Source organism: Arenibaculum sp., assembly GCF_035998295.1.
In the GTDB taxonomy this organism is placed as follows: Bacteria; Pseudomonadota; Alphaproteobacteria; order Azospirillales; family Azospirillaceae; genus DASYHS01.
This window is the reverse complement of the sequence record NZ_DASYHS010000268.1, coordinates 25,964-36,262: the sequence shown is the minus strand read 5'-3', so window position 1 is coordinate 36,262 and position 10,299 is coordinate 25,964. Positions and strand designations below refer to the sequence as shown.

The 10,299-nt window shown below is 68.4% G+C and carries 9 protein-coding genes and 1 pseudogene; 2 read left to right on the top strand and 8 right to left on the bottom strand.

Annotated features, from left to right (window positions below; translation table 11 throughout):
• Both VGO20_RS24950 and VGO20_RS24945 read right to left on the bottom strand, forming a co-directional pair.
• Window positions 1–1,007: pseudogene (locus tag VGO20_RS24950) on the bottom strand (hypothetical protein); the annotation flags it as partial.
• Window positions 1,008–1,205: 198 nt separating this feature from the next.
• Window positions 1,206–1,511 (bottom strand): hypothetical protein, encoded by a 306-nt coding sequence (locus VGO20_RS24945; protein WP_327505106.1) that lies wholly within the window; start codon window positions 1,509–1,511, stop codon window positions 1,206–1,208.
• Between the two features lie 100 nt (window positions 1,512–1,611).
• Here VGO20_RS24945 and VGO20_RS24940 point away from each other — a divergent pair, with 100 nt between their 5' ends.
• Entirely contained in the window at window positions 1,612–1,830 is a 219-nt protein-coding gene (locus tag VGO20_RS24940; protein WP_327505105.1) for an anti-sigma factor family protein, read from the top strand.
• A 9-nt stretch (window positions 1,831–1,839) separates the two neighbouring features.
• Here VGO20_RS24940 and putA read toward each other — a convergent pair whose 3' ends face one another.
• Entirely contained in the window at window positions 1,840–4,974 is a 3,135-nt protein-coding gene (gene putA, locus VGO20_RS24935; RefSeq protein ID WP_327505104.1) for a bifunctional proline dehydrogenase/L-glutamate gamma-semialdehyde dehydrogenase PutA, read from the bottom strand.
• A 134-nt stretch (window positions 4,975–5,108) separates the two neighbouring features.
• On the opposite strand from putA, the gene VGO20_RS24930 reads away from it, so the two are divergent.
• Entirely contained in the window at window positions 5,109–5,579 is a 471-nt protein-coding gene (locus VGO20_RS24930) for an Lrp/AsnC ligand binding domain-containing protein (RefSeq protein ID WP_327505103.1), read from the top strand.
• 7 nt (window positions 5,580–5,586) lie between these two features.
• On the opposite strand, the gene mltG is transcribed toward VGO20_RS24930, so the two are convergent.
• The 5 genes from mltG to fabD form a co-directional block, all read right to left on the bottom strand.
• A complete protein-coding gene (gene mltG, locus VGO20_RS24925) occupies window positions 5,587–6,582 on the bottom strand; it encodes an endolytic transglycosylase MltG (RefSeq protein ID WP_327505102.1) in 996 nt (331 codons plus the stop codon).
• Window positions 6,583–6,591: 9 nt separating this feature from the next.
• Complete coding sequence (fabF, locus tag VGO20_RS24920) at window positions 6,592–7,857, bottom strand: beta-ketoacyl-ACP synthase II (RefSeq protein ID WP_327505101.1); 1,266 nt, start codon at window positions 7,855–7,857, stop codon at window positions 6,592–6,594.
• A gap of 73 nt (window positions 7,858–7,930) precedes the next feature.
• Window positions 7,931–8,170: an acyl carrier protein gene (locus VGO20_RS24915; RefSeq protein ID WP_327505100.1), complete on the bottom strand. Its 240-nt coding sequence runs from the start codon at window positions 8,168–8,170 to the stop codon at window positions 7,931–7,933.
• A 202-nt stretch (window positions 8,171–8,372) separates the two neighbouring features.
• Window positions 8,373–9,113 (bottom strand): 3-oxoacyl-[acyl-carrier-protein] reductase, encoded by a 741-nt coding sequence (fabG, locus tag VGO20_RS24910; RefSeq protein WP_327505099.1) that lies wholly within the window; start codon window positions 9,111–9,113, stop codon window positions 8,373–8,375.
• A gap of 10 nt (window positions 9,114–9,123) precedes the next feature.
• A complete protein-coding gene (fabD, locus tag VGO20_RS24905) occupies window positions 9,124–10,065 on the bottom strand; it encodes an ACP S-malonyltransferase (protein WP_327505098.1) in 942 nt (313 codons plus the stop codon).
• Between the last annotated feature and the right edge of the window lie 234 nt (window positions 10,066–10,299).

The window sequence follows — 10,299 nt, the reverse complement described above, 5'->3', positions numbered from 1 at the left end:
TTCGCGGTGTTGATCATCGGGTCGAGCGCGGTCGTGAGCTGGGACAGCAGTTCCGATGCACGCTGGGACCGCTCCGCCAACAGCACGCCGATCCGCGCCGCTTCATCCGCCGGGGTTTCGGCGTCCAGCTGGCGGATCTTGAGATTGAAGATGCTGTCGTCGCCGGCGCCGAGCGAGATCAGCTCGTCCAGCAGCGGGCGCGCCCGCGCCGTCAGCGCCTGGTTGGAGTAGCTGTTCATCTGCCCGCTGGTGCGGGCCGCCGCTCCGGCGAATTCGCCGAAAGCGGCTTCCATCTGGGCGCGGTCACGGCTGGCGGCTGCGCGCTCCATCGTCATCACCAGGGGAGTTACGTGAGCCCGCACCTCGAACGCCGCGACGAGGTCGCCACTGACCTCGGTCACCAGCTTGCTGACAGATGCGCCGACCTGCTCGGTGATCTGATTGCCGCTGGCATGCAGGTCCTGCGTCACCTTCAAGATCAGCGGGTCGAGCGCCTCGACCAGCAGCCGGTGCGTGGAATAGACCGTGTTGGCGGTCGCGTTCTGCCGCCGCTCCAGATCGATCCGCTGCCGGGCACGCTCGTTCAGGGCGCCGAGATTGCCCGCGAGATTGTCGGACAGGGCGCGCAACTCGCCGACGGTCTCGTCGCCGGGGCGCCGGCTCTCGATCTCGTCGAGCAGCGTGCCGAGCATCGCCGTACGCTGTTGGAGCTGGCCCCACGCCACTTCGCGGTCCTGCTCGGAATCGGCCCCGTCGAGGGCGGGTGCCGCCGCCGCGATGCTCGCGCTGACCTCCGCCACCTGGCGGGCCGCGGACATGGCGGGGACGCTCTCGCCGGTGATCGTGGACAGTTTCAGCTCGACCGAGCGGTATGAAAGGAAGCCGACGCCGCCTGCGGCGACCGTCATGGCCGCTACCGCTCCGACCGCCGCGAACAGCTTGGCGCGGATGCCGATGCGTCTCGCGGACTTAGGGGTCTTGTTGCCCTTGGTTTCGGTTCGGCGCACTGCTTCCTCCAACCACCATGTCCCCGTTCGGGGAGATACCCGTGCATTTCACTAGAATTGACCGTCCTTTCCTTAACAAAGCGTTTTCACACGCTCGCAACCAGCACAGAAGATGCCGCTGCCCGCGCCCTTCCCACGTACTGGAAAGCGTAGCCGGCCTGGGCCAGGGGGTACGGACTGGATCTCGCCCGCCTCTCGTCACGCGGAGTTCTGGGCGATACTCACCTGAACCGGACCATTTGTATCAATAGCGAGATGTTGATCGGCGCCGGGCGGGAAATCTTCGAAACTTCGCTGTTCCCGGTGGCCGACGACTTGCCCCGGCGCAGGGCTCATCGCCATCATCCCGGTAGTAAAGCTCGGGAACAACGAATTCGGCGGATTGTTAGCATCCTGCACGACGGTCGGTGGCCCGTAGCCGATACCCCGCTCATCGACGTGAGCGGCAGGGTTGCGGTCGTGAAACGAAACGTCGAATATGAAGGGGTATGTCGCGCCGGCCAACCCATCCCTTTGCTCCTTTCGGACTTCCACCGCCCAGCTCGAGACGCAGGGTAGACCCGATCTCGACGCGCCCGGGTAAGTAGTGATGAAGCGACTTACGATGAGCGATATCAACGCCTACCTGGACGGCGCGTTGGATGAGGATGAGCGGCGCGAGGTGGAACTCGTCCTGAGGACGGACACCGAGGCGGCCGCCTTGCTCCAGCAGTACCGGCAGCAGGTCCGCGAGCTCCATCGCCTCTACGACAGGGTTCTGACCGAACCCGTCCCGCAGAAGATGCTGGAAATGCTCCAGCGCAAGAAGCCCGGGACCTCCTGACCGGCCGCCTCAGCTCTCTCCCAGGGACACGAGCGTCGTGTTGCCGCCAGCCGCCGTGGTATTGACGGTCAAGCTCCGTTCGGCCGCGAAACGGTACAGGTAGTGGGGCCCGCCGGCCTTGGGGCCGGTCCCCGACAGTCCCTCCCCTCCGAAGGGCTGGACCCCCACGACGGCGCCGATCATGTTCCGGTTCACATAGGCGTTGCCGACCGGCAGGCGCTCGTAGATGCGCTGAGCGGTCCGGTCGATCCGGGTGTGGATGCCGAGGGTCAGCCCGTAGCCGGTGGCCTCGATCGAGTCCAGGATGCGCTCGAAGTCGGTCCGCTTCCACCGGATGACGTGGAGGATAGGCCCGAAGACCTCCCGGTCGAGCTGGTCCAGCCCGTCGATCTCGATCGCATGCGGGGCGATGAAGGTGCCGTGTGCGCAGTCCGCCGGGACCGAACCGGCATGGAGGACCCGCCCCTGCCCCGAGATCTTGCGGACATGGGCTTCGAGCCCGGCAAGTTGCTGGGCGTCGATCACGGGACCGACATCGGTCGCAAGCTCGCCCGGGTTGCCGATGCGCAACTCGGCGACCGCGCCGCGGATCATCTCGATCACCTTGGGCGCGATGCCGTCCTGGACGAACAGGACGCGCAGCGCCGAGCAGCGCTGGCCCGTCGACCGGAATGCGCTGGCGACGACGTCGTCCACGACCTGCTCGGGCAGGGCCGAGTTGTCGACGATCATCGCGTTCTGGCCGCCGGTCTCGGCGATGAACGGGACGATCGGCCCGCCGCGTGTCGCCAGCGTGCGGTTGATCGCGTGCGCGGTCTCGGTCGAACCCGTGAAGGCGACGCCGGCGACCCTGCGGTCGGAGACGAGACGGGCGCCGACCACGCTCCCGTCGCCGGGAAGGAGTTGAAGCGCTTCCGGCGGGACGCCGGCCTGATGCAGCAGCCGGACCGCATAAGCGGCGATCAGGGGCGTCTGCTCGGCCGGCTTGGCGACGACGGCGTTGCCGGCGACGAGGGCGGCAACGACCTGGCCCGTGAAGATTGCGAGCGGGAAGTTCCAGGGGCTGATGCAGGCGAAGACGCCGCGGCCGACGAGGCGCAGCGAGTTCTCCTCGCCGGTCGGTCCCGGCAGCCGCATCGGCTCGGCGAAGCTGGCGCGCGCACGCACGGCGTAGTAGCGGCAGAAGTCCACCGCCTCGCGAACTTCGGACAGGGCGTCCGGTATCGTCTTTCCGCCCTCCCGCACGCACAGCGCCATCAGTTCGCTGCGATGACGCTCCATCAGGTCCGCAGCCCGGTCCAGGCACGCAGCCCGGTCCCCGGCCGGCACCCGCGACCACTCGCGGAACGCCGCGACCCCGACCGCGAGCGCCCGGTCCACGTCGGTCTCCGTCGCCTCGACCACCTCGCCGACGACGCGGCGATGGTCGGACGGGTCGCGTACCACGCGCACCGGGCCCTGTACCCCATGGCCGGCGACCAGGGGGGCCGCGGTCCAGTTCCTGTTCCATGCGGCGGCCATCTGCGCCATCAGCGGCCCGGTGACGACCGGATCGCTGAGATCCAGGCCGACGCTGTTGGGGCGCTCGGCGCCGTAGAGACCGGACGGCAGGGGGATCTTGGGATGGGGTTTGTGGGCGAGGCCCGCGACCCTGGCGACGGGATCGGCAATGATGTCGCCGATCGGCACCTGGTCATCCTGGATCCGGTTGACGAAGCTGCTGTTGGCGCCGTTCTCCAGCAGGCGGCGGACCAGATAGGCCAGGAGGTCCTCGTGGCTGCCGACCGGCGCATAGACGCGGACCGGCATCTCCGGGCCGACGATCTGGTGGTAGAGCGGCTCGCCCATCCCGTGCAGGCGCTGGAACTCGAAGCCGCGCCGGTCGCCCGACATCTCCAGGATCGCCGCCACGGTATGGGCGTTGTGCGTCGCGAACATCGGGTAGAACGCGTCGCGCGCCGCGAGCAGGTGGCGTGCGCAGGCAAGATAGGAAACGTCGGTCGAGGCCTTGCGGGTGAAGACCGGATAGTTCTCCAGGCCGCGTTCCTGGCCACGCTTGATCTCGGTGTCCCAGTACGCCCCCTTGACCAGGCGGACCATCAGCCTGCGCCCGACGCGCTGTGCCAGGTCCTCGAGCCAGGCGACGACGGGGACGGCGCGCTTCTGGTAGGCCTGCACCGCGAGGCCGAACCCTTCCCACCCGTCGAGCGCCGGGTCGGAGAACACGGCCTCGATGAGATCCAGCGAGATGTCGAGGCGATCCGCTTCTTCGGCATCGATCGTCAGGTGGATGCCGGCGGTCTTGGCGGCGAGCGCCAGTTCCTTCACCCGCGGCAGCAGCTCCGCCATCACCCGGTCGGCTTGCGCAAGCTCGTAGCGGGGGTGCAGCGCCGACAGCTTCACCGATATGCCGGGTCCGGTGAAGACGTCTCGGCCGGCCCGCGCCCGCCCGATCGCCTCGATCGCCCGTGAATAGGTTTCGAAGTAGCGGTCAGCGTCCCTCATGGTCCGGGCCGCTTCGCCCAGCATGTCGTACGAATACCGGTAGCCCAGCCGCTCGCTCTCGCGGGCGCGCTCCAGAGCCTCCTCGATCGTCCGGCCCATCACGAACTGACGCCCCAGGATCCGCATCGCCTGGAGCATGGCTTGGCGGATCACCGGCTCGCCCGCGCGCGAAATCATCCGGTCCAGCAGCGTCGCGGGCTGCTTGAGCGAATCATCGTCGAGGCGCACGACCCGCCCGGTCAGCATCAGCGCCCAGGTCGAGGCGTTGACGAACAGGCTGTCGCCCTTGCCGACATGGCGCTCCCATTCGGCGCCGCCGATCTTGTCGCGGATCAGGCTGTTCGCGGTCTCGGCGTCGGGAATGCGCAGCAGCGCCTCGGCGAGGCACATCAGGGCCACGCCTTCCTTGGTCGACAGCCCGTACTCCTGCAGGAACGCGTCGAGCGCGCCGAACCGGGTCCGCGCCTTCCTGACGCCCTCCACGAGCCGCGTCGCCTCGGTCTCGATCCGCAGCCGCGCCTCCGGCGGCAGCGTGGCGGTCCGGAGCACGCTCTCGACCACGCGGGTCTCGTCGACCCGGTAGGCGGCGGCGATGGCATCGCGGAGGTCGGCGGTCGTCTGGCGCGGCTGGGCGGTCATGGCGTTGATTTTCTCCCGAATAATCAAAGGCATGTTATCGCTAACGGCGCGAAATTGGTGGCGGATTTCCGAGGCCCTCGCCTAACATGGGTGCGCCTGTCGCACCTCGCACCGAAGAAAGTTCGCCGATTGCCATGACGATCCCGCCGGACCGCATCGACCGCTCGATCCTGGACGCGCTCCAGCACGACGGACGGCTCACCAATGTGGAACTCGCGCGGCGCGTCAATCTCAGCCCGCCAGCCTGTCTGGAGCGGGTCCGCAGGCTCGAGAAGAGCGGACTGATCAGCCGCTACGTGGCGCTGCTCGACCCGGCGAAGCTCGGCAGCGGGCTGCTGGTCTTCATCGAGGTGATTCTCGACCGCACGACGCCGGACGTGTTCGACCGGTTCAAGGAAGCCGTCGGCGCCATGCCGGAAGTCCAGGAATGCTACATGGTCGCCGGCGGCTTCGACTACCTGGTCAAGGCGCGGGTGAAGGACATGGCCGCGTACCGGGACTTCCTGGGAAACTCGCTCGTGGCGTTGCCCGGCGTGAGGGAGACCCACACCTACGCCGTCATGGAGGAGGTGAAGGCCACGACGGCATTGCCGCTGCCGGGCTGAGCGGCGGTCACTCCTGCGCCGGGGTTTCGGCCTGCTCCCGGCGGAAGGCGCGCCAGCGCGCTACGTTCCTGTTGTGCCCGGACAGCGTCCTGGCAAAGGCATGCCCGCCCGAGCCGTCGGCGACGAAGTACAGATAGTCGTGGCGGGCAGGCTGGAGGACGGCTTCGATCGAAGCGCGCCCGGGATTGGCGATCGGCCCCGGGGGCAAGCCGTCGGAGGCATAGGTATTGTAGGGCGACGCCACCTTCCAATCCTCGCGCGTCAGTGCCCGGCCGAGCGACCCGCTCCCCCCGGTCAGCGCATAGACCACAGTGGGATCTGACTGGAGGCGCATGCTGCGCGCGAGCCGGTTGGCGAAGACGCCGGCGACCATCGCGCGTTCCTCGGCGACGCTCGTCTCCTTCTCGACGATCGAGGCGAGGATGACCGCCTCGGCCGGGGACGAGACCGGCGCGTTGGGCGCGCGTTTCGGCCACGCCTCCGCCAGCGCCGCGTCCATCATGGACATCATGCGCCCGACCATGTCCGACCGGCTGTCGCCGTAGGAGAAATGATAGGTTTCCGGCAGCAGGGTGCCTTCGGGCGGCGGCTCGGGCACGTCGCCCGACAGCGCCCGCTCCTCGGCGAGGAGCTGCATCACCTGGGCCGAAGTCAGGCCTTCCGGAACGGTGAGGCGCCGGACAACCGAGCGCCCCTCCTTCATGATCCGCACGGCTTCGGCCGCGCTCACGCCGGCCGGGAAGCTGTACTCCCCCGCCTTCAACGTGGCCTCGGGCTGCTCGATCCGCGACGCCAGCATGACCTGCCAAGCGCCGTTGACCACGCCGGCATCGGCCAGGCTCTGCGCGATCGCCCCGGTACCGGCGCCGCGCGGCACGATCAGCGTCACCTCGCTCCCGGACGGGCCGTCCATCACCAACGTGCCATACAGCGCCACCACGCCCCCGAGGACGAGGGTGACGGCAGCGACTACGGCGGCCGCGATCCGGACCGCGCGGCGCATCGCGCGGCCCTACTGGAACTTCTTGAAGACGAGGGAGGCGTTCGTACCGCCGAAGCCGAAGGAATTGGAGAGCGCGGCGTTCACCTTGCGCTCCTTGGGCTGCTTCGGCACGAGGTCGACACCCACGCAGTTCTCGGACGGGTTGTCCAGGTTCAGCGTGGGCGGAACCACCCCGTCCATGATCGCCTTGATCGAGTAGATGGCCTCGACCGCCCCGGCGGCGCCGAGCAGGTGCCCGATCGCGGATTTCGTGGAGGACATCGTCACGGTGTCGGCCGCGGCACCGAACAGCCGGCGGACGGCGCCGAGCTCGATCTCGTCCCCGAGCGGGGTCGACGTGCCATGGGCGTTGATGTAGTCGATCTGCGACGGGTCCATGCCGGCGCGCTTGAGCGCGGCCCGCATCGCCCGGAAACCACCGTTGCCGTCCTCGGGAGGGGCGGTGATGTGGTAGGCGTCGCCGGACAGGCCGTAGCCGACCACTTCGGCGTAGATCTTGGCGCCGCGCCGCTTGGCGTGCTCCAGTTCCTCCAGCACCACGACGCCGGCCCCCTCGCCCATCACGAAGCCGTCGCGGTCGCGGTCCCAGGGCCGCGACGCGGCGCTGGGGCGGTCGTTGAAGCCGGTGGACAGCGCGCGCGCCGCGGCGAAGCCGCCGACCCCGAGCCGGGTGATCGCCGCTTCGGCTCCGCCGGCGACCATGACGTCGGCGTCCTCCCACATGATCAGCCGGGCCGCGTCGCCGATCGCGTGCGCACCGGTCGAGCAGGCCGTCACCACGGAATGGTTCGGTCCCTTGAACCCGTGCATGATCGAGACATGACCGGAAGCGAGGTTGATCAGGCTGGCCGGGATGAAGAACGGCGACAGCCGGCGCGGCCCTCTCTTATCGAGCGTCAGCGCGCCGTCCGCGATGCCGGCGAGCCCGCCGATGCCGGACCCGATCATCACGCCGGTCCGCTCGCGTTCCTCGTCGTTGGGAGGCTCCCACCCGCTGTCCTGGACCGCCTCCTTCGCGGCCGCAACGGCGTAGACGATGAACTCGTCCATCTTCCGCTGGTCCTTGGACGAAACATAGTCGTCCGGATTGAACAGGCCGGCCGTCCCCTCGCCCCGCGGGATCTGGCCCGCGACCTTCGACGGCAGATCGGAGACGTCGAAGTTCTCGATCGCCCGAAGGCCGGACTCGCCACCGATCAGCCGACGCCAGTTCTCGCCGACGCCGACCCCAAGGGGCGTGACCATGCCGAAACCCGTTACGACAACGCGTCTCATGGGAATTCCTGAACTCGTGCTGCTCTGGATGGTCGGCCAGGTAGGCGCCTGGCCGCTCCGCAACGTCCGCTACTCAGGCAGCGGTGTTCGCCTTGATGAACTCGATGGCGTCCTTGACCGTCAGGATCTTCTCGGCGGCGTCGTCGGGGATCTCGACCCCGAACTCCTCCTCGAACGCCATGACCAGCTCGACCGTGTCCAAGCTGTCGGCTCCGAGATCGTCGATGAAGCTGGCGTTCTCGGTCACCTTCGACTCTTCGACGCCCAGGTGCTCCACGACGATCTTCTTAACGCGCTCAGCGATGTCGCTCATTTTCCCAAACCTTCTCGATTCTACTGGATGTGTTGACCCGACGTCTGGACATCAGTTCCGGTCGGTCCTGGCGGACCGCTTGCCGAACATTGGCTGCCCCCCGGAAAAGTGCCGTCACATATCACGTTTCAGACAGCTTGACCAGCGCTCCCAACCTTTCGGAAGGCTTGGTAACCCTGGCCTCGCGGCCGCGGCTCGCGCTTCAGATCATGGCCATGCCGCCATTGACGTGCAGCGTCTGGCCGGTGACGTAGGCGGCCTCCTCGCTGGCGAGGAACAGGACCCCCGCCGCGATGTCCTCCGGCCTCCCCAGCCTGCCGGCCGGGATCGCGCCCAGGAGTTTCGCCTTCTGCTCTTCCGGCAGGACGTCGGTCATGTGCGTGCCGATGAAGCCGGGGGCGAGGCAGTTGACGGTGATGTTGCGCGACGCGACCTCGGCCGCGAGCGCCTTCGTCATTCCGATCATTCCCGCCTTGCTGGCGGCATAGTTCGCCTGGCCGGGGTTGCCGGTGACGCCGACGATCGAGGTGATGCCGACGACCCGTCCCCAGCGCCGCTTCATCATTCCCTTCAGCAGCCCGCGCGCGAGGCGGAAGCCGGCCGTGAGGTTGACGTCGAGGACGAGCTGCCAGTCGTCGTCCTTCATCCGGATCGCGAGCCCGTCCCTCGTGAGACCGGCGTTGTTGACGAGGATGTCGACCCGTCCCATCGCCTCCTCGGCGGCCTTGGCGAGCCCTTCCACTTCCGACGGCTCGGCGAGGTTCGCGGGCGTCACGTGCACCCTCTCCCCGCCCAGCGCGGTGGCGAGTTCTTCGAGCGCGCCCGTCTTGGTGCCGTGTAGGGCCACCGTGGCGCCGCGGGCATGGAGCGCGCGGGCGATGGCGGCGCCGATGCCCCCCGAAGCCCCGGTCACCAGGGCTGTCTTGCCGCTGAGGTCGAACATCCCCACCGCCTCACACTGTCTTCAGAAAAGCTTCGATGTCGGCGGGCGTGCCGACCGAGACGGCCGAAAGCTGCCGGTCGATTCGCTTCGCCAGCCCTGCCAGGACCTTGCCGGACCCGATCTCGACCAGCGTCTCCACGCCCTGCTCCTTCATGAAGAGGACGCATTCGCGCCAGCGAACGAGGCCGGTGACCTGCTCGACCAGGAGGCGGCGGATCTCGTCCGGCGCCGTCACCGCTTCCGCCGTCACGTTGGCCACCAGCGGCACCAGGGGGGCACGAAGGTCGACGTTCGCGAGCGCCTGCGCCATCGCCTTGGCCGCCGGAGCCATCAATGCGCAATGGAAGGGCGCCGACACCGGCAGCGACACCGAGCGCTTGCCTTCCCGCTCCTGCGCGATCCGGGTCGCGCGCTCCACCGCCGCCTTGTGCCCGCTCAGGACGACCTGGCCCGGCGCATTGTCGTTGGCGGCGGCGCAAACTTCGCCCTCGGCGGCCTCGGCCGCGATCCGCTCGGCGGTCTCGAGGTCGACGCCCAGGATTGCCGCCATGGCGCCCTCGCCGACCGGCACCGCCTGCTGCATGGCCCGGCCGCGCAGCTTCAGCAGCCGGGCGGCGTCCGCGACGCCGAAGGTGCCCGCCGCCGCGAGCGCCGAATACTCGCCGAGACTGTGGCCGGCGACGAACCGGCAGGCCCGCCCGACGTCGATGCCGCCTTCCTGCTGAAGGACGCGCAGCACGGCGAGGCTCACGGCCATCAGCGCGGGCTGGGCGTTCTCGGTCAGGGTCAGGTCGCCCTCCGGGCCCTCGAATATCAGGCGCGAGAGGTTCTGGCCCAGCGCCTCGTCCACTTCCTCGAACGTGTGCCGGGCGACCGCGAAGGCTTCGGCCAGCTCGCGGCCCATGCCGACGGCTTGGCTGCCCTGGCCCGGAAACACGAATGCTCTCGTCATCGAGGGGCTCGCTTTCGGTGTTTTCGCAAAATGGCCGTCAGTGATACTGCTCCGGGCACCGAAGTCAAGCTTGCGCACTACGGGCTTGATGACCGGTCCGTTTTCTGTATATTGCGCGCCTTCGCGTACTCCTTGCCGATGCTGGCCAGGCATCGGCTAGGCGCGGGCGGCTGGTCGACCGGGATTTCCCCCTAGACGCAGCGCCGGGCCACGTAACAGCCATGGGGAGACCAA